Annotated in this window: 10 protein-coding genes and 1 pseudogene; 9 read left to right on the top strand and 2 right to left on the bottom strand. The window is 43.3% G+C overall.

Annotated elements, in window-relative coordinates; all coding sequences use genetic code 11:
* Window positions 1-215 precede the first annotated feature (215 nt).
* Window positions 216-1424 (top strand): hexokinase family protein, encoded by a 1209-nt coding sequence (locus BQ7997_RS06685; RefSeq protein ID WP_022136604.1) that lies wholly within the window; start codon window positions 216-218, stop codon window positions 1422-1424.
* 57 nt (window positions 1425-1481) lie between these two features.
* Here the strand turns inward: BQ7997_RS06685 and BQ7997_RS06680 are convergent, their stop codons facing one another.
* Window positions 1482-3473, bottom strand: a complete 1992-nt coding sequence (locus BQ7997_RS06680) for a glycoside hydrolase family 97 protein (RefSeq protein ID WP_073344869.1) — start codon at window positions 3471-3473, stop codon at window positions 1482-1484.
* A gap of 190 nt (window positions 3474-3663) precedes the next feature.
* Between BQ7997_RS06680 and BQ7997_RS06675 the strand changes: the two genes are divergently transcribed.
* Window positions 3664-5178, top strand: a complete 1515-nt coding sequence (locus BQ7997_RS06675; RefSeq protein WP_073344728.1) for an SLC13 family permease — start codon at window positions 3664-3666, stop codon at window positions 5176-5178.
* Between the two features lie 78 nt (window positions 5179-5256).
* Here BQ7997_RS06675 and BQ7997_RS06670 read toward each other — a convergent pair whose 3' ends face one another.
* Window positions 5257-9273: a hybrid sensor histidine kinase/response regulator transcription factor gene (locus BQ7997_RS06670; RefSeq protein ID WP_073344725.1), complete on the bottom strand. Its 4017-nt coding sequence runs from the start codon at window positions 9271-9273 to the stop codon at window positions 5257-5259.
* Between the two features lie 233 nt (window positions 9274-9506).
* Between BQ7997_RS06670 and BQ7997_RS06665 the strand changes: the two genes are divergently transcribed.
* From BQ7997_RS06665 to BQ7997_RS06635, 7 genes and pseudogenes are all read left to right on the top strand, one after another.
* Entirely contained in the window at window positions 9507-10109 is a 603-nt protein-coding gene (locus BQ7997_RS06665; protein ID WP_022136600.1) for an RNA polymerase sigma-70 factor, read from the top strand.
* Between the two features lie 34 nt (window positions 10110-10143).
* Window positions 10144-11163, top strand: coding sequence for a FecR family protein (locus tag BQ7997_RS06660; RefSeq protein ID WP_073344722.1), 1020 nt, complete (start codon window positions 10144-10146; stop codon window positions 11161-11163).
* A 259-nt stretch (window positions 11164-11422) separates the two neighbouring features.
* A pseudogene (locus BQ7997_RS06655) lies at window positions 11423-14908 on the top strand (TonB-dependent receptor).
* A gap of 17 nt (window positions 14909-14925) precedes the next feature.
* On the top strand, window positions 14926-16722 hold the full coding sequence (locus BQ7997_RS06650) for a RagB/SusD family nutrient uptake outer membrane protein (protein WP_073344720.1): 1797 nt from the start codon (window positions 14926-14928) through the stop codon (window positions 16720-16722).
* A gap of 17 nt (window positions 16723-16739) precedes the next feature.
* Complete coding sequence (locus tag BQ7997_RS06645) at window positions 16740-17657, top strand: endonuclease/exonuclease/phosphatase family protein (RefSeq protein ID WP_073344717.1); 918 nt, start codon at window positions 16740-16742, stop codon at window positions 17655-17657.
* A gap of 31 nt (window positions 17658-17688) precedes the next feature.
* A complete protein-coding gene (locus BQ7997_RS06640) occupies window positions 17689-19548 on the top strand; it encodes an outer membrane protein assembly factor BamB family protein (protein WP_073344716.1) in 1860 nt (619 codons plus the stop codon).
* Window positions 19549-19670: 122 nt separating this feature from the next.
* On the top strand, window positions 19671-21728 hold the full coding sequence (locus BQ7997_RS06635) for a kojibiose hydrolase (RefSeq protein WP_073344713.1): 2058 nt from the start codon (window positions 19671-19673) through the stop codon (window positions 21726-21728).
* Window positions 21729-21737: the final 9 nt, after the last annotated feature.

Raw genomic sequence — 21737 nt, 5'->3', positions numbered from 1 at the left:
AAAGTTACTAAAATACAAGCATATTCGCTATTTTTATTACTATAAAGTATATTGATTTATAACTAAATAATAAAATATAAACAAGGCATATTTAAAAATAAAAAAGCACGGAATTTGACGAAGAACCATTCGTTTTTAGTAGGCGCTATTGAGCAAAATCAATCTTCAGTTGTTATTCATGCATAAAGATAACATATACACTAAAAGTCAATATCATGGAGAAGAATATTTTTAAGTTAGATAATGAGCAACTCAAAGAGATAGCACGTTCATTCAAAGAAAAAGTAGAAGAAGGACTGAGCATTGAAAATGCTGAAATTCAATGTATTCCTACGTTTATCACTCCCAAAGCAAATGGTATTAGCGGCAAGTCGTTAGTGCTTGATTTAGGTGGGACAAACTATCGGGTGGCGCTCGTTGATTTCAGAAAATCTACACCCGCTATCCATCCAAACAATGGTTGGAAGAAAGATATGTCGATTATGAAATCACCCGGTTATACTCGTGAAGAGTTATTCAAAGAGTTGGCGGATATGATAATCGGAATAAAACGAGAGGAAGAAATGCCTATCGGTTATTGCTTTTCTTATCCGGCTGAATCCACTCTGAATGGAGATGCCAAACTGCTGCGTTGGACAAAGGGAGTTGACATTAAAGAGATGATTGGAGAATTCATAGGAAAGCCCCTACTCGACTATCTGAATAAAAGAAATAAAATCAAATTTACGGATATAAAAGTACTCAATGACACCGTAGCGAGTTTATTTGCGGGACTTACCGATAATGGTTACGATGCCTATATAGGTCTGATTGTAGGGACAGGCACTAATATGGCGACTTTTATTCCTGCCGACAGAATAAAAAAACTAAATCCGGCAGACAATATTCAAGGATTGGTTCCGGTCAACCTGGAATCCGGAAATTTCCATCCGCCATTCCTTACGGCAGTAGACAACACTGTTGATGTTATCTCCGGCACTCCGGGAAAACAACGTTTTGAAAAAGCAGTATCCGGTATGTATCTGGGGGATATCCTAAAGGCAACTTTCCCATTAGAAGAGTTTGAAGGGAAATTTGACGCACAGAAACTTACCGCCATTATGAATTACCCGGATATTTATAAGGATGTATATGTACAGGTGGCGCAATGGATTTATGGCAGGTCGGCACAGTTGGTGGCAGCTTCACTTACCGGACTTATCATGCTGTTGAAATCGTATAATAAAGATATACGGAAGATTTGCCTGGTTGCCGAAGGCAGTCTTTTTTGGAGTGAGCACAGAAAAGGTCGGGATTATAACGTTATCGTTGCAGAGAAACTGCGGGAACTTTTCAGGTTATCCGGCCTGGAAGACATCGAAGTCGATATAAAAAGTATGAATAATGCGAATCTGATAGGAACAGGCATTGCCGCACTATCTTGATAAAAAAACGATGCTGTATCAAAGTCGCTAAACTGATACAGCATCGAATTTATTTCATCATTTTATCTGAAGAGCAAAACCACCGCCGGGCGCCAGATGAATTTTTAATTTACTGTTTTTCTTTATCGAAAGAGATTCACGTTTATAATCACGTCCTACACGATGAGCATTTACACCATCCTTGAACAATGTAGCGTTGTGTGTTTTATCATCCCCCAAGAAAGAGCAGTCAACTTCTATATCACGTGCAGTCCAGTCGGTTATTCCACCTACATACCATATATTTCCTTGCCGGCGTGCAGTCATGATGTACTCTCCCATTTTACCGTCAAGAACAATGCTCTCATCCCATACGGTAGGAATCCCGGCGATGAAATCCGTCGATTCCGGTTCGCGCATATAGTTGCCCGGATTATCACACAACATATTGAAAGGTGATTCAAAGACTACGTACAAAGCTAATTGACGACAGCGCGTGCCCTGGCTCATCGGTTCTGAGTTGCAAGGATAATAATTACCTTTTGATGCATTGCGCATAGCTCCTTGAGTATAATCCATCGGGCCGGAAACCTGGCGGATGAAAGGAATCATCACATCATATTTCACCTGGTCGAGCGAAGCCGGACTCCATTTCATCTGTTCCAGACCGTTCACTCCCTCAAAATTCAACACATTGGGGTAAGTACGGTTCAGACCTGCCGGTTTGTGTGTTCCGTGCAGATCGAGAATCAACTTATATTTTGCGCACATCTCAGCAGCCCGATAATTGAAGGCAGTCATTTCCTGATCGTCACGATCCATGAAATCGACTTTGAAACCTTTCACTCCCATGGCGGCATAATGACGGCAGACGTTCTCCATATCACGTTCGAAAGCATAGTAACCTGCCCAAAGAATGATACCTACATTCTTGGAAGCGGCATAGTCTACGAGTTCTTTCAAGTCAATCTCTTTCACAACCTGCATCAAATCTGCTTTCAGATTTACCGCCCAGCCCTCGTCAAGTATCACATATTCAATTCCTTTTGACGCTGCAAAATCAATATAGGCTTTATAAGTCGCGTTATTTACGCCTGTGACGAAATCAACGCCATCCAAGTTCCAGTCATTCCACCAGTCCCAAGCTACCTTACCGGGTTTAATCCACGAAATGTCCGACAGGCGTGAAGGAGCTGCCAGAAGATAACTGAGATTGCTTGCCGCAAGGTCTTTGTCCGCAGTGGTGACGATGGCCATACGCCAAGGAAAGCTCCGGGGAGTATCGACTTTGGCAATATAAGCTTCGCGTTCTTTCACGAGCATCTGGAGTTTATTATGTCCACCCTGTTCTGCCCGTTTCGGGTAAGGGGCGAATATCCCTTTCAGGCTGTTCTCTCCTTCGGCAACAGACAGGTAAAGTCCCGGATAATTTTCCAAATCGGATTCTGTGATACACAGTTTCACACCTTCTCCGGCATCTACCACCAATGGCAGAAACATCAGGCGTCGTTTATTCAGTTTAGACAATTTATCTGTGGTATAAGTATTCTCAAAAGAATTATAGAATTGGGAGTTAAAGTCACCGTCTTTTCCAGTCCTGACGTAAGGAACGGTAGCCGTCATGTCATTCGGGAAACGATAGTCCACCTCTTCATCAACCACTTTGAAAGGTTTCTTTGAGCGGTTGATGAAACGATAAACAATGCCGTCATCGTAGGCACGGAATTCTACGTTCCAGTCTTTCTTGAACCGCAATGTCAGTTCATTATAATAATCTCTCAATTCATTGGCACGATAGAAAGGAGAAGGTATCATCCGGTCGACACTCTTCCGGGAAGTGCCGGATAATTTCGCCTTTTCACCCCAAACTTCGCCATTATCCAATGTCATTGAAATAGGAGAAGCGGCAAGTATTTGCCGTCCGTTGCAGGTGATGTCATAAGTCAGTTTATCACCCGTTGTAATAGTAGTTTGCAGTTTCCCGTCCGGAGAACTCAGCGTAAATGTTTTTTGGGCTTGTGCAATAAATGCACACAACACACACATTAGCAAGACTGTCAGTTTTTTCATGGTTTTAATCATAATTGTTATCAATCCGGTACAAAAATAGAAATAATAAATTAGCAACTTGCTATAAAACCTCTCCAAAAACGCTTTAAAAAGCCAGACCTACGAAAAAAATTTCTTCACCCAATTATGACATATAGAATAAAAAGCTATTTTTGCACCGTTTTTTTTAATTTTATCTTAAACTAATATCATGTACAAAATTTTTCACGGCTTTCATCTGGTGGAAGCTTATCAGGATTTAAAGAAAGCCAAACGGTTGGCAAAAAGTCAGACAGCAGCCCGATGCATAAAGTTAACCGTAGCTATTGTAACTTCTCTTATTTTATGGCTTCTCCCTATTGAAACATTCGGAATAGACGGACTGACCGTTATCGAACAGAGACTGATTTCCATTTTTATTTTCGCCACTCTGATGTGGGTATTCGAAGCCATCCCCGCATGGACTACTTCCGTGCTGATTGTTGTCTTACTACTGCTTACCGTATCGGACAGCAGCCTGTGGCTTTTCACACAAGGGATTCCGGCAGCAGACCTGGGGCAGACAGTCAAATACAAATCCATCATGCACTGTTTTGCCGACCCTATCATAATGTTGTTCATAGGTGGTTTTATACTTGCCATCGCAGCAACTAAAAGCGGACTGGACGTATTGTTGGCACGCGTCATGTTACGCCCGTTCGGAACACAATCACGTTATGTATTATTAGGGTTCATTCTTGTTACGGCCGCATTTTCAATGTTCCTCAGTAACACAGCCACGGCGGCTATGATGCTCACCTTCCTCACCCCTGTCCTGAAAGCTCTGCCGGCAGACGGTAAAGGAAAAATCGGTCTTGCCATGGCTATTCCCGTAGCCGCCAACGTAGGCGGTATGGGAACTCCCATCGGTACACCTCCCAACGCCATTGCTCTAAAATACCTGAATGATCCGGAAGGTTTGAACCTGAACATCGGCTTCGGAGAATGGATGAGTTTCATGATGCCTTACACCATTATCGTATTGTTTATCGCGTGGTTTATCCTCTTACGTCTGTTCCCTTTCAAGCAGAAAACCATCGAACTGAAAATCGAAGGCGAAGCAAAGAAAGACTGGCGTTCTATAGTAGTGTATATCACTTTTGCCATTACGGTCGTACTATGGATGTTCGACAAGGTGACGGGAGTAAATTCCAATGTAGTGGCAATGATTCCTGTAGCAGTGTTCTGTGTAACGGGAGTCATCACCAAACGCGATCTGGAAGAAATCAGTTGGAGTGTGCTATGGATGGTAGCAGGCGGCTTTGCTTTGGGTGTCGCCTTACAGGAAACAGGACTTGCCAAACATATGATTGAAGCTATTCCGTTCAACACATGGCCTCCTGTACTGATGATTGTCGGCTCCGGACTGATTTGCTATGCTATGGCAAATTTCATCTCACATACGGCTACTGCCGCCCTGCTTGTTCCTATTCTTGCCATCGCGGGAACCAGTATGCGTGAAAACCTATCTTCACTCGGTGGGGTAGAGACTTTATTGATTGGAGTGGCAATCGGTTCATCACTGGCAATGATATTACCTATCAGTACTCCTCCCAACGCGCTGGCACATGCCACGGGCATGATTCAGCAAAAGGATATGGAGAAAGTCGGTATCATTATGGGAATCATCGGACTGATACTGGGATATACCATGTTGATTATACTCGGCTCTAACAATTTATTATAAAGAATCTCCTTTCTACCAAATTAAGACATAAAAACAAGCCCTGTGAGAACCAGTCATTCTTACAGGGCTTGTTGTTTATCAGTCTTGTTCCGAAGGCTGCGGATGTGTCTTATCCGATTCCGCATACTTGCTCGGACTTACGCCATAATACTTTTTAAATACCTCACGGAAGTATTTTGCATCCGAGAATCCGACCATATCCGAAATCTCCGCTATTGTATATTCATCTTGCTTCAACAACTGTGCAGCATGTTGCAAACGTATCATCCGGATATAATCGGCCGGAGCATAACCGGTCAACGCCTTGAGTTTGTTGAAAAAGCTCGTACGACTCATATGATGCCGGCTACTGAGCATCTCCACATTGAAGTTCGGATCTCCCATATTCTTCTCTATACATTCCTTGACAGAAGCTATAAATTTCCAGTCCAGAGTATTAGTGCAATTGACCGGGAAATCCTGTTCTTCATCTTGAATGCTATTATACACCTGACGGAGCAAAGTACGATTCGTTAGTATGTTCTTAATCGTAGCCTTGAGTATCCCTACACTGAAAGGTTTGGTAATGTAGGCATCCGCTCCGATTTCCAGTCCTTCGAGCATATGCTTCTCGTCTCCCAGTGCAGTCAGCAAGACGACCGGGATATGAGACATCTCAATATCCCCCTTTATAGTTGTGCAGAGTTCATCTCCACCCATCTCAGGCATCATTATATCGGATATGACAAGATCCGGATCAAATTCCCGTATAATGACAAGGGCATCCTTTCCATTCGGGCAGGACTGGATATTATAACTTGTATGAAGCATATCCACCAGATAATTGCGCAAGTCATCATTATCCTCCACTATCAGGATGCGATGCAAGGAACTGTTGATGCGGGATGTATCCATGGCCGGCAATTCGGAAGTACTGCCCGGTATGATAGTCTCCGGACGTTGTTCCAACGGCTTGGGAGAGATAAATTTTGCTTTATGGAGATGAGTATTTCCTTTCGGGAAAGTAACCCGTACACATGTGCCTTGGTGTTCGGTACTCTGAATCTGGATCTTGCCTTTATGCAACTTGACCAGTTTGTATACCAGCATCAGTCCGATTCCGCTACCTGTCACTTTCAGATTGACGACATTACTACCCCGAAAATAATTCCTGAACAATTTTTTCTGTTCACATGAAGGAATACCGATTCCTGTATCTTTCACCTCAATACTCCATGTATTTCCTTCCTCGCAGGCAGAAATACATACGCTACCGTCCTCAGGTGTATATTTCAGTGCATTTGACAGGATATTCTTCAGGATAGACCCCATCTTGTCACTATCAAACCATACATTCAGATAGTCAAAATTGCTTTCGTAAACAAACCTGACATGTTTCATTTCGGCATATTTGCGGAAAGTGGAGCAAACATCATTCATATAGGTATTCAGTTCATATTCGGCAACATAGAGTGTGGAAGAATAGACATCTATCCGCTCGAAATTTATCAGATTGGTTGTCAGTTGAAGTAATGTGTTCACATTCTTGAGAGCCATATTCATATGCGGCAACGCCTGCTCAGCCACCATGCGATTTTCTACGACTTCCTCCAACGGGGCCTTTATCAATGTAAGCGGCGTCCGTATGTCATGGGCCGTATTAATGAAGAACCGAGTTTTCTCGTCCGACACTTTCTTCTGTTTATGCAGCATGATGAGACGGAATATGGCAACCATAACCAGTACCAACAGAAGAGCATATCCCACCATCGCCCACACACTGGCCCACGCCGGGGATGTTATGACAATCTGAATGTTTCTTGTCTCATAGGTCTTATACTTCTCTTCATTGGATATGGCACGAATTTGCAACGTATAGTTGCCGGGGGGCAGGTTTCTGACAAGAATCCGGTTGTCCTGGCTCGGACGGCTCCACTCTTTATGATAACCGTCTATCTTCCATGAAAAGAGAATGTTGGAAGGATAATCATAATTGATGGAAGCTACATCAAGAGAAAACGTGTTTTGCCCGTAGGCCAGTTCAAGCCGGTCGGTTTCGTCAATATCCTTCTCCAGAGGTGAACCTTTATCCCCCGGATAAACGGGATGATAGGCTATCATAAAATCGCGCAGTAACAGACGCGAGTAATGCGGTTCCGGTATCTGTATATCTGTCGGAAACCTGACAGCACCGTCATTGCCACCGAAAACGAGTGTACTTTTGCTACAAGTCGTAGCGGAACCGGCATTGAAATTGACACTCATCAATCCTTGTTCACGTGTCCAGTTGCGGAAAGAGTGTTCCGCAGGTGAATAAATGGTAATGCCGTTCTCTGTACCCATGAGAAAACTCTTGTCCTGACGCGGAAGAATGGTATAAATATTGTCGGAGAGTAACGCGCAGTTGTCACTCCGGTACTGATGAATAAATTTCTTCTTATGGACGTCATAAACAATAAGTCCGGCGCCACGGGTACCAATATACAAAAGACCGTCTTCTCTTTGATATAACGCGCATATATAGAGAGATTCAACGGGCAGGTCAATGTACCGGTAAGCTCCGGTCTGTTTGTCAAGCAGATAGAGTCCCATCCGTGTGCCAATCCACATCTGCCGGGAATCCATCTCTTGGATGGTAGTAATAGAACTTACCCCCGGATATAGACGTACACTTTTAGTCTCAAGATTGATACGTTTCAAATGATAATACCCACCTGACCATATATCGCCCTTCGAATCTTTTTTAATGTCAAATATATATTGATCGGGCCGTACTCCTGCCATAGCAGCCGGAGAAATATAACTTACCTTAAACTCTTTCCTCTTCTCTATCTTGTAAATGCCCGACGTAAAACCACCGGCCCATATCACTCCCGGAGAGACTTCACACAGTGATAAAAAGATGTGATTTTCATCATCCGGCACCGAGTCAAAGGAACTGAAGAAAGAACGCCATTCTTTTGTAGCGGTCTGATAAAGACTGATGCCGTTGCTAGTTGCAAACCAAAGGTCACCGTCACTATCCTCCATTACGTCATGAACCTGATCGTTCACCAGTGAACGGTTGTTCCCAATGGAATGCTTTATCAAGTCGTAACTCCCATAACGGTTGTTACGGATAGTAATGCCGGTAGGATAATTGGCAAGCCAGATACGGTCTTCTTCATCCACATAGATATCATTGATATTGTTTCCGTTCATCCCGTTATAACTACTATAATCAGCGGTTATATAGGGTTCACTCATGTAGGTATTCACATCCAGCTTATATACACCTTTTCCGCCTGTAGCTACCAGAAGTTCGTGAGCGTTCAAAGCTACAATCTGATTGACTTCCACATTATTGGGTGACTGACAGGGGATGATTTCTCCTGTACCGCCCATATCATATATAAGTATTCCCTCCTTATAAGTTCCCACAAAGAGTTGGTTTGAAACGGCATGGTAATAGAGTTCATGTACTGGTGTATCGACACTTTCCGCCGTTTCATCAGGAATCTGTTTTAATTCCCCTTCCTCTATCCCGATGCGAAACAGTCCACTACCCGTACCGATAAAGAAATGGTTATCATCCGCCTGTTCGATGGCAGCAATTTCCCCTTCAACCGGAACCGGCATATGTGATGTTGTTCCGGTACGGATATTATACCAGGTTACGCTATCTTTACAGCATAGCCAAATACGGTCATTCTTGTCCAAATAACCGTAATTCAGAAATGCCTGCGACTTATTTCTGATCAGCTCCGGATGTACATAAACCAGTTCGAAGTTATCATGCTGCGAATCATATCTGAAAATACGACCTTTCTGACCGATTACCCATAACACATTCTTGTTGTCCATATAGAGCCAGTTCAAGGCAATCCGTGAATCCAACGTCATGTTATCGTCCGAAAAGTTGTAATGCTTGATATGTTTGCCGTCATAACGGTCTATTCCCTCCTGGGTCAGAAACCACATATACCCTTGCCGGTCTTTTTGAATATGGTATATTTTCTGATTATTCAGACCGTCTTCCAGTCCTATGTACTTATAAATTTGTCCTTTGCTTACAGTACTACTCATGAGAAGAAATATAAACAACAAACATCTTCTCACTATTACAAAACTACTCATGTCTTTCACAAATATTCAATAATTCCCTGCAAAAATATGAAAAAATTATTTAAACAGCAAGTGGTTAATGTATTTATATTTCAATCGTAAAACGATATTTATTCCCATGCATCCTGTTTTTAGTTTGTGAAATAATATATCAAAAGTGAAAATGGAGAGAGAGTATTTTTCCGCCAATTAATTTGCATCTTTCAATATATTATCCGAATATTGCAGGGATGAAAAAGCACACCATGAATCCAGTTGATGAAAAAATCATAATAAAAAAGCTGAAAGCAGGAGACAATGATGCATACAAGTACTTGTATGACTATCATTATGTTGCCCTCTGCAAACTTAGTTATTATATGCTGAAGGACAAGGCGCAAGCAGAAAGTATAGTCAGTGATGTTATTTTTCACTTATGGGAGATTAGGGAGAATCTGGAACTTGTGCCTCCCCTACGTAATTACTTAATTATAGCTGTACGCAACAAATGCCTGAATTATCTGGCTCTCAAACAACAAGAAGTGGAAATCCGCTTTTCTGCTATGGAACGGGCAGGAATCCAACTGCAAAATATCATTCCGGACAATCAACAACCTCTGGGTACATTATTAAAGAAGGAATTGGAAGATAAAATTCAAGAAGCAATTCAAAAACTTCCCCCTGTCTGCAAGCAGGTATTTACAATGAGCCGCTTCCGGGAGATGAGTTACGAAGAAATTTCTCAGGAACTCGGCATTTCCGTAAATACAGTTAAATATCACATAAAGAGCGCATTAGTAGTACTAAAAAGAGAACTTGGAACTTTTTTATGCATTTTTCTCGCTTTTTATCCTACCCTCTTATTCTAAAAAACTGTAGTATATATAAAGGCAATCATTATTTATGAATGAACAATCACTACATACGGATACAGCCAACGATTGGATTACCGGTTATCTGACAAACAGCCTGACACCGGAAGAAACGCAATCATTGCAGGAATGGCTGAATGCTTCGGAAGAAAATAGAAAATATTTTTCCGATATGCAGGAAGTATGGATAGCCGCTTCGGACGAAACGGAGGATAGTAGCTTCAACAAAGACAAAGCCTATCAACTATTCTTAAAACAAACCGGGGCTACTCCCCAACAAGGTATCAATCAACGTAAGGCTTTCCAACTTCGCCCGTGGATGTATGCTGCCGCGATGATTATCGTTGTCTTTATTTGCGGAACGATTGCTTTTCAGAGTGGAAAGAGTGTTATCCGCAATCAGTTGACCCAGATCTCTATTGAAGCCCCGTATGGTTCAAAAACCAAATTATATCTTCCGGACGGAACGCTGGTCTGGCTGAATGCGGGTTCGAAGATGAGTTATGCCCAGGACTTCGGCATCAACGAACGGACACTGGACTTATCGGGAGAAGCCTATTTTGAAGTAATCAAAAATGAAGAAATGCCTTTTAAGGTACATACGGAAGAATTAGATGTAAAAGTACTAGGTACTAAATTCAATTTCCGGAATTATAAAGACGATTTGGAAGCTAAAGTCTGTCTGCTGGAAGGAAAGGTCGCGCTGAATACCCGGGAAAAAGAGACCATACTTCATCCGGACCAACAGGCACTGCTGGATAAAAAAACAGGTAAGTTATCTGTCTCCGGCACCAAAGCCGCCTACAGTGCCGAATGGACGAACGACCGTCTTTACTTTGATGAAGTGCTGCTTTCAGATATCATTAAAGAACTGGAAAGAAGCTATGATGTGAAAATAACTGTTGCAGACGACACGTTAAATACGATTCGTTTCTATGGAAACTTCCGTAAAAGAGAACAAAGCATTCAAGAGATTATGGATGTATTGTCATCTACAGACAAAATGACTTATACCATGAATGGAAAAAATATTGTGATCACACTTCCCTAATGAACTGATGTTAAACCTTTAAAACTTAAAGAAATATGAAAAGCCATTTAGAAAAAACATGATTTACCTCTCTTGATAGAAACATAAAAAGGTCAGGTTCCTTTTCCATCCCCTGACCTCTTGCCTTTCTATCTTAAAAAGCCACAGTGACTTTAATTGATGAAAGCTTAGGCAAATATAAATAAAATCCTAAACTTCTCATCCTATTTATCAATTATTTATCCATTGACTTATGAAAAATAAGAAGAAAGTCTTTTTCATGGTCCTGCTCTTGCTATGCTCTTATCTAAGCTCATTTGCGCAGCTTATCAACTTACAGTTGAAGAACGTAACAGTAAAGCAGGCTATTGAAACAATACAGAAGCAAAACGGATATTCATTTGCATTTGCGGCAAGCGATCTGAATACCAAAAAGATTGTGACAGTGCTAGCCAAAGATTTACCTATTGAAAAGGTGGTAGAACAGGTCTTGGCAGGACAAGATGTTAGCTACACTATCCAAGGAAAAGATATTATCATCAAGAAGAAAGACAGTCAGTCTGTACAACAATCCTCCAAGAAATACACTATTAGCGGAATAGTGAAGGACATGTCGGGCGAACCGGTCATCGGAGCCAATATAAAAGAGAAAAATGGCACGGCGGGTACAATCTCCGGTATGGACGGTAAGTTTCAGTTGACTGTCAGTGAAGGGAGTATAGTGCAAATATCCTACCTGGGGTTTCTGACACAAGAAGTGAGCGTGAAGAATAAAAACTATCTCACTGTTATGTTGAAAGATGATACACAGACGTTGGACGAAGTGGTAGTGGTCGGGTTCAGTACTCAAAAAAAGATAAACTTGACAGGTGCGGTAGAAAATGTATCATCAGACGTATTTGAAAATCGTCCGGTAGCCAATGTCACGCAGATGTTGCAAGGGGCTGTCCCTAATCTGAATATTTCGTTAGTTGATGGTAAGCCCAATCAATCGGCTTCGTATAATATCCGTGGTGTAACGTCTATCGGAGCAGGCGGTAGCGCGCTGGTATTGATAGACGGTGTGGAAGGCGATCCCGCCATGCTGAATCCGAACGATATAGAAAGCGTGTCCGTATTGAAAGACGCGGCTTCGGCAGCCATCTACGGTTCACGTGCTCCGTATGGGGTTGTTCTAATAACAACAAAAGATCCGTCAAAGCAAAAAGATAAGTTCACGATCAATTATACGGGAAACTTCTCTTATGAGACTCCGTTTGCGATACCAGATGTTGTTGATGACGGTTATGTCTGGGCTTATCTGTTTCGTGAAGCGGAATTCAATTACCGGGGAGTAGAGCCTACCAGTATCAACAAATCTCAACCTTTCTCAAAAGAATGGCTGGAGACTTTCCGGCAGCGAAAGTTGGCAGGAAACACATTGCAGGCAGCTGTTGGAGCTGATGGAAAGTACACTTACTACGGGAATGAGGATTACTATGATGCACTTTACAAAGATCATACATTTGCACAGTCACATAATGTATCTATTAACGGCTCGAACGGAAAAATTAGCTACTACACTTCTGCGCGTTTATATGATTACGACGGTTTGTTCAATTATAATTCGGACACTTACCGCACTATGAACATGCGTACCAAAATCAGTGCACAGGTGTTTAATTGGCTGAAAATTTCTAATAACATAGACTATACTCATGATAAATATACGCAACCATTAGCTTATATAGGCCAAAGTGAAGGCTTGGTATGGAAATCAATCAATATGGAAGGGCATCCGTCCGAACCAATCTTCAATCCGGACGGCACCTTGACACACTCCGGTGCACGTTCTGTCGGTGGACTGGTAACAGGTAACAACTGGATAAAACGTACAACGAAGACGCTGAAAAATACGACTACCCTAAATATAACCATGCTGGACAACAAATTACGTTTCACCGGAGACTTCTCTTTCCGTACGAAAGATTTTATAGAAGACAAGAAAACGACCGCCGTTCCATATAGCGATTATGAAGGGGTGATTAAATATCTCGGAGTACCGGAAACGGATGATAAGATGTTGGAGAAAGTGCAACAGACCACCTATATATCTACCAATGTATATGCCGAATATGAAAATACATTTGCCGGAAAACATTATCTGAAAGCTTTGGCGGGATATAACTACGAACAGCAAGACTACAAGGCAATCTCTTCAGAGCGGAATGGCTTGTTGATGCCTGATGTGGAAAATATCAACTTTGCTATGGGAGATAATATGTCCATTAAGAGTGACGGTAACCGTTGGCGGTATGCCGGGGCATTCTTCCGGTTGAATTACTCCTATGATAACCGTTATCTATTTGAGGTGAACGGGCGTTATGACGGTTCTTCGAAGTTCCCCAACAATTCGCAATGGGGATTTTTCCCTTCAGCTTCGGCAGCATGGCGTTTCTCGGAAGAGAAGTTCTGGAAGGTAAATCCGGCTATTATCTCCAATGGAAAGTTGCGTGTCTCTTATGGTGCGCTGGGTAATAGTAATGTGAAACCATATTCTTATCTGGAGAAGTTCACATTGAAAACTTATTCTACTACCGGCTCATCGAGCGAAGGCCGTTATCTCGACGGTAAGGCACAATTACGCTACACGCTCAATCCCGCTCAAATTCCTGACAATATCGGTTGGGAAACCTCACGAACCATTGACGGCGGTATCGATTTAGGATTCTGAAACAACAAGATTACGTTGTCTGCAGATTATTACGTACGTAAAACTGTTAATATGTATACGGTGGGACCGACGCTTCCCGATACATTCGGTGCATCATCGCCCAAAGGGAACTATGCCGACATGAGTACCTATGGTTACGAAATTTCTCTAGGATATAACGACTCGTTCCGTTTGGCAGGCAAACCGTTCAGCTTCGGCCTCAAAGCAACCCTTGCTGATTATCATTCGGTGATAGACAAATATAATAATCCGAAACGTGACTTGGATGATTATTATGTAGGTCAGCGTATCGGTGAAATTTGGGGATTTGTTTGCAACGGACTGTTCCAGTCGCAGGACGAAATCGATGCGGCTTTTGACGGGAAGGGTTACAAAAACAACCTGATGCAGACGTCTGTCAATTACATCACTTATCCCGGTGATATGCGTTTCGAGGACTTGAACAATACAGGTACTATTGATAACGGAGCCAACACGGTAGACTCACCGGGCGACCGGAAAATCATAGGAAACTCCGAACCGCGCTACATCTATACCTTCTCATTTAGTGCCGACTGGAATAACTTCTTTCTGTCAGCCATGTTCGACGGTGTGGGAAAACAAGACTGGTATCCTAGTGGTGAGAGTTCTTTCTGGGGACAGTATAACCGTCCTTACAACCAAGTCCCGGTGTGGCACTTGAACAACTACTGGACCAAAGACCGCCCCGATGCCTATCTGCCGCGTTATTCAGGTTATTACAATCCCTTATATAAAGGTACGGCCAATACACGCTACTTGCAGGATGTATCTTACTTCCGGCTCAAGAACTTGCAGTTTGGTTACAATCTGCCAAAGAAATGGATAGCAAAAGCCGGTTTCTCTAAAGTATCCGTCTATTTCTCGGGCGAGAACTTATGGTCGTGGTCTCCACTCTATCGTCACACGAAAGATTACGATGTGACAGTGATAACGAAAGGTTCGGATAATGACCTGACTTCCGGTAACAAAGGAGACGGTTTCAACTATCCGACGATGCGGAATCTAAGTTTAGGAATCTCTATTACTTACTAAATAGAAACAAAGAAGATATGAAAAGATTAAGTACTATACGTAATATCCTGCTTCTGTGTGCAACGGTGCTGTTAGGTAGTTGCGATTTGACGGAGACGATGCAGGTAGAGGCTGACAAATCTATGGTTTTCGGCAGCGAGTCCGGATTGCGCCTTTATGCCTATTCCTTCTATCGGGCATTGCCTACACTTTCTACAGGCTATCAGCAGGATGAGATGTGCGATATTGCCGCTGTCCGGCAGACGAATGTGTTTATTCAGCAAAATGCGTACAATTCGGAAACAGCTACCAGCTGGTCATGGGGAACCTTGCGGAACATCAACTATTTTATTGATGGCTGTCACTCAAAGGAGTGTACGGTGGATGCAGCTACTCGCGATAATTACTTGGGGATCGCCCGTTGGTTCCGCGCCTGGTTTTATTATGACAAGTTGACTCAATATGGTGAAGTTCCCTGGTTTGACAGTGAAATCCAGTCTTACCAATACGATGTCATGTATAAAGAGCGTGACAGCCGGGACGTCATCATCAAGAATATGATCGAAGATCTCGATTTTGCTTACGAACATATTCAGGCAACTTCTTCTGTCAATAGTTCCACACTCACCAAATGGGCTGCAGCCGCACTCAAATCACGTGTGTGCCTGTTCGAAGCCGCCTATCGTCGTTATCACAAACTGACAGGCCTGGAAATCACTCCGGAAGAACTTTACCGCCATGCTGCCAGTGCAGCCAAACTGGTGATGGACAACAGCGGACTTTCGCTGAATACGGCAACAGGTACCAAAGGGGCCTACCGTGATTTGTTCTACCTGGAAGCTCCCATTACCTCCGAAGTAATTCTGGCGGTATGTGCCAATAGCGCATCAGGTATCTACGGGACTCAAAATTACTGGTACAACTCGCTGTCGTACGGTAAAGGCTGGAGTCTGGTTCGTCCTTTTGTCAATACTTACCTGAAATTGGACGGTACCCCGTTCACTACCGAAACAGGCTATGAAACCAAAAACTTTGTGGAAGAGATGAAAAGCCGTGACCTGCGTTTGGCACAGACCATCCGCGGACTGGATTTCAAACGTGACGGAAAAGCCGTAGTAGCCGATATGACAGTTTGCCTGACCGGTTATCATGTGATTAAGTATTCTCTTGATGACACGAAATACGATAACAATGAAAAGAACAACAACAGTATCCCCCTGTTGCGTTACGCTGAAGTGCTGCTCAACTATGCCGAAGCACAAGCCGAACTGGGTGGGCTTACTGATGCTGACTGGAACACTACCATCGGCGCTTTGCGCCGACGTGCCGGAATCACGGGCGGAACGGAAAAACTCCCTACAACTGTTGATTCGTATTTGCAGCAGGTCTTTTATCCGAATATCACTAATCCGGTTTTACTGGAAATCCGTCGGGAACGTGCCATTGAGTTGGTGGCTGAAGGAACGAGATTCAATGATTTGCGTCGTTGGAAATGTGGTGAACTGATAGAGGAACTACCGTGGACTGGCATGCACATCAGCGCATTGAATGTGGATATTGACCTGAATGGTGACGGAACTCCTGATTGCTACTTTACCGATAACGGTACGCAATCATCCAATAAAGACTGCAAAACGGTGAACGTAAAGAATGAAACAGGACTTTATGCCACAGCAAATGCCGCAGGCGGATACGATTTGAGATATAACCCCGGTACGGGAAACCGCATCTGGTACGATGACGACCGCCAATATCTTTATCCTGTTCCTGCACAAGTGATCCGCGACTATGAGAGTGCCGGATATAAACTATCACAGAACCCCAATTGGAATTAAAATATTAAAGATTTAGTATGATGAAATTTAACCAGATATTGCCTGTTATTGCTATCTATGTTGTAGCGTTAGGCGGATGCAGTAATACTACTCCTGATTATTCAGAATTTTATAAGGACCCTGAAACAGTAAAAGAGGAAGACCCGTCACTGAATGATAACCAAATTAAAGTCATGTCGTTCAATATCCGGTATTATAATACCAAAGATACGGGAGAAAAGTCATGGGAAGCCCGTACGGCAGCTTTTATACCGATGATCGGAGAACATAAACCGACAGTGATCGGTATGCAAGAAGCGCGGCCACCACAACTGAAGTGGCTGGAAGAGAACTGGAAAGATTATGGATATGTCGGTAAGGGACGCCGTGCCAACAACGCCAACAATGATGAGTTTGTTCCTATCTTTTATCGGAAAAAGGCTGTTGAACTAATCAAGTGGGATTGTTTCTGGCTTTCTGAAACTCCGGATGTACCGGGTTCTCAAGGTTGGGACAGTACCGTTCCCCGTATAGCGACATGGGCTATTTTCAAGCACATTGCTTCCGGTAAGAAATTCTTCTTCGTCAATACTCACATCGATGTAGGCTCTACCATTGCTCCGGGCAAGTCGATGGAAGTGATTGTGAATAAAATGTCCGAGCTCAATCCGGAAGGATTGCCGATGTTGCTGACTGCCGACTTTAACAAGCAGATTGACAGTGATATCTTTAACGGGGTTAAAACATTCATGACAAATGTCCGTTTATCGGCTCCCATCACCGACTCGAAATACTCTTATACAGGCTTCGGCACCGCCAATCCTTATATTGTAGATCATATCTTTTGTACAGGCTTTAAGGCTTTGAAGTTCGAGACAATAGATAAAGTTTATCAGAATATAACTTATATCTCTGATCATTATCCTATCATCGGTAAATTGGAATACGTGAAGTAATGAAACGATCATCTAAAATTACAGAAACGCAATGAAAAGAATCATATATTTATTGGTAGCTGCTATCGGTCTGTTGATTGGGTGTACACCTGATGAAGAGACGTGGGTACAGGCGGGATTCACTACAGATAAAGAATCCTATGAGATTGGTGACTTGATTACCCTGACAAACACGTCGACGGCGGAGAATGCCCAGATTGCAGTCTGCAAATGGGAATTTATGGGTAAAGTCTCTTACGAACTGACTGCTCCCGAACCATTCAGCGTGGAGGAAGGCGGAGACTACCTTTTTCGTCTGACTGTCACTTCAGACCACGGCGCAATGAAATCAATCTTTGAAAAGACAATTAAAATAATAGATGACGGTGTCCGCCCTACGGCAGACTTCAACTGGTTGCCCGAACGAATTGTGGCGGGAGAAGAAGTTACTTTTACGGATCAATCGAAAGCGGCGGAAGGGTGTGAGATTGTCAAAAGAGAATGGACGTTCGGCGCTATCCTTTCTACAGAGGAGAATCCGAAAATTACTTTCGGTTCGCATGGAAAAATAAACGTATCGCTGACTGTGACAGATAATAAAAAAAGGAAAGATACGAAGACTGTCACAATGGATATTGCCAAAGGGGCCGGTAGTCTTGGCGTGTTATGGTCTCATTCTTATGATGAACAGGGAGTGGTGTACGGCACTTCTCCGGCAACAAGCGCAGATGGTCAGTATGTATATGTTTCTTCCAGCAATTATAACCTGGTTTGCTTCACGAAACTCGGTGAACGGACTTGGGGGTTCGACTGTGGGCAGAACAATGAACCGAATCGAGGTTCTGACTATCAACACCCGACTCCTACGGTGGATTCCGACGGAACGGTGTATGTGGCTGTCGGAGACAATACTACTAAGGCGGGAGCGGATGCATCCAAGTCTGCCAGTCTCTATGCAATAAAAGGCGGTGCAGACGGTGGTACGCAGATGTGGTTTACAGCGATTGGTGCAAAATCGAGTATGCGTCCTTTCGGTGCTCCGGTTGTCACGGACCAATATGTGATGCTCCTTACGAATTCGGCACCAAGTACAGATGGAAAACATTTCCGTATTTATGATAAAGTATCCGGGGTACTTAAATATTCGGAAAAAACGTCTTCCGGAAGTTATGGTGGTTGTGTAGGATTGAAAGATGGCAGGATACTTGTCAACACGGGTCAGAGTAGTGGACGATCGTATGGTACACACATATTCTTCCCGGAAGGCAATAGTTGGAGCAAATCGACCAATGAGCAGAATTATGCTCCGAATGACCAGCCTAATGGCAGCCAGATCGCTACTGGTGCAGATGGAAAAGCATATATCCTTTGCCTTAATTTAGGAGCCCGCATATCTACCAATGAGACAAAAGCATTAGTCTATTGCTATGATACCAAGAAGACTACTAAGGGGCAAGTTTCGACTCCAGAATGGTATACTGCTGTGAAAGGGGAAAATAAACAAACCGGTTATGGCTTGGTGGTTGATGGAAATGGGGTTGTGTATGTAGCTACCGACAAATATATTACTGCCATATCTTCTACAGGTTCCGTTTTGTGGGCAACGGAAGTAGCGGGTACTGCTTATGGCGTTCCTGCTATAGATAATGAAGGGTATATCTACTATAATGATGCAGAAAAAGGTTCCTTGGTGAAACTCGAACCGGCTACAGGAAAAGCTATCGCTTCACTCCAGCTCGGAACCGAACTGAAATCGTCGCCCACCATATCTGCTGACGGCACGATCTATGTGACTGGTATGCTGGAAGGAAAACCGACTCTGTTTGCTGTTGAAGGAGCAGCGACAGGTTATGCTGCCAATGCCTGGTCGCAGATGGGCGGCAATCCGGGTAAGAGCGGATATATGTATTAGTTTTTTTATTCATACAAACTTTTAGTTAGCATGTTTCTTTTTTCATCGGAGCAGGTATCGCCTTGCTCCGATGAGAAAAGACTGACTGTGCATTTACAAAAGATGTATAAAATGTATACAAAATGAGAAAAAGGAACTTTTTAATATTACTGCTGTTGAGCGGGTTATTGCCTGTCACCGATGTGTCTGCGCAAGATGCCTGGAAAATAACTGCCGAACAGATTGAACCCTCGTCATATTATGGAATAACAGTAGCTAATGGTATGCTAGGATTAGTCTCTTCCCCCGATCCTTTGAAGATTTCCCGTGTCGTGTTGGGAGGACTTTATGACATCTATGGAAAGGGAAGAGTGAATAATTTCTTGCATGGCATCAATATGCTCGATACGGAATTGCAGATAAACGGCTCTACGGTGACAGCTTCCCGGATATCCGGTTATAAACAGACTTTGGATATGCGTCAGGGAGTGTTTTGTGGAGAATTTGATTATCAATCACTTGCCCGTGTTGAGTATCAATATACGTCATTACGTCATTTGCCTTATTCGTGTTTGCTGCGTGTGCGGATTATTCCGAAAGAAGACATAGAAGTAGCTGTGGCGAATATACTGACGGTGCATGAGTCGTTGCGTAATCCGCAGGAGTCTTTCAACCGGATTTTCAACGGAAAGACAGCGATTGATTTCTGCACGTCGATCGCAAAATCTCCGACCCGGGAACTTGAAATCGGGGCTTGTTCATCGTTTGTTTTCGACGGTTCTTTCCCCCGTCCGGAAGTCTGCCATCGGAGCGCACGCGGAGTCGGGGTACATACACAAGAGTTTACGGTTCGTTTGCAAGCTGGCCAGCCTTACACTTTTTCGATTATCGGAACGACACTTTCCTCTGCTACTCATGCCGACGTCAAGAATGAAGTGGAACGGTTGACTGCATTTGCAGCAGTAGAAGGTGTGGAACGATTATGGAGTAAGCATATCGCTGCATGGGATCAGCTTTGGGAAAGCGATATTGTGATTGAGGGCGATCTTCAGTCACAACAAGACATTCACAGTATGCTTTATCACACGTATGCTTTTGTGCGGGAAGGTTCGGGATTGTCCTGTTCTCCGATGGGGCTTTCGGGTTTCGGTTACAACGGCCATGTATTCTGGGATGCTGACACGTGGATTTTTCCGGCTTTATTATTGTTGCATCCTGAATTGGCGGAATCAATGATAGAATACCGTTATCAGCGTTTGGATGCAGCCAGGCATAACGCTTTCATGCATGGTTATAAAGGAGCCATGTACCCGTGGGAAAGCAGTGATAAAGGAAATGAGGATAATACGGTAACCAACATTTACGGCCCTTTTGAGAATCATATTACGGGAGATGTAGCTATGGCAGCCTGGCAATATTATGCGGTGACGCAGGATGTGGAATGGCTTCGTCAAAAGGGATTTCCCATTCTTAGTGCCGCTGCCGAATACTGGGTAAGCCGTTCGGAACCGAATGAAGCGGGAGAGTATGAAATTAGGAACGTCATTGGAGCGGATGAATGGAACCAAAACCGTCAAGGAGGAAAGAATGTGAATAATAATGCTTATACAAACGGTGTCGCGAAATCCACTTTGGAAGCTGCCTGTAAAGCAGCCAAACTGTTGAATGTAAAGTCAGACCCTATGTGGACGACTGTGGCGGAGAAACTTCGTTTCCGGAAACTTGCCAATGGAGTAACGGCAGAACATGATACATATGACGGAGCTATAACCAAACAGGCGGATGTCTGCCTGTTAGCTTTCCCGTTAAAGCTTATTACGGATAAAGAGCAGATACGGAAGGACTTGGAATACTATCTACAGACTGTTCCGAGAAAAAAGACACCTGCCATGTCGAAGTCCATTTACTCTATTTTGTTTACCCGCTTGGGAGACCGTGAACGCGCATGGCATTACTTTAGAGATTCCTATCTTCCTAATCTGAATCCGCCATTCCGGGTAATAGCCGAGTTTGACGGTGGTACGAATCCTTATTTCCTGACAGGGGCAGGTGGTGTATTGCAGTCGGTACTGATGGGATTCGGTGGATTGGATATTACGGATAAAGGTATTGTAGCCGGAAAAGGAGCAATTCCTGATACATGGAAATCTCTGACCCTGAAAGGAATAGGGGCAGAGAAAAAGAGTTATATCATTAAATAAACTGACGGA

Origin of the sequence: Bacteroides congonensis (genome assembly GCF_900130125.1) — a bacterium.
In the GTDB taxonomy this organism is placed as follows: Bacteria; Bacteroidota; Bacteroidia; order Bacteroidales; family Bacteroidaceae; genus Bacteroides; species Bacteroides congonensis.
The sequence above is the reverse complement of the archived record's forward strand: the minus strand, read 5'-3'. Positions and strand labels throughout refer to the sequence as shown.